The 233-nt window shown below is 72.5% G+C and carries 1 protein-coding gene; it reads left to right on the top strand.

Features of this window, described 5'->3' with window-relative positions; translation table 11 throughout:
* On the top strand, window positions 1–215 hold a 215-nt coding region (locus CCN29_RS32150), incomplete at its 5' end, for a CPBP family intramembrane glutamic endopeptidase (RefSeq protein ID WP_143661440.1).
* Window positions 216–233: the final 18 nt, after the last annotated feature.

Genomic DNA, 233 nt, shown 5'->3' with positions numbered 1-233 from the left:
TCGCCGGCAGCGCGGTGCTGCGCGGGTCGTACCACCTGTACCAGGGCATCGGCGGCTTCGTCGGCAACATGGTCATGGGCGTGGTCTTCGTGTACCTGTACCGCCGCTGGGGGCGCGTCGGGCCGCTGGTGGCCGCGCACACCCTCCTCGACATCGGCGCGTTCGTCGGCTACGCGCTGCTGGCGGGGAAGGTCGACTGGCTGCCGACGGCGTGAGCCGGGACGAAGGGGGCG

The sequence above is a fragment of the Streptomyces pseudogriseolus genome (assembly GCA_002154585.1).
Lineage (GTDB): Bacteria > Actinomycetota > Actinomycetes > Streptomycetales > Streptomycetaceae > Streptomyces > Streptomyces pseudogriseolus.
This window is presented reverse-complemented; position numbering and strand designations above follow the sequence as displayed.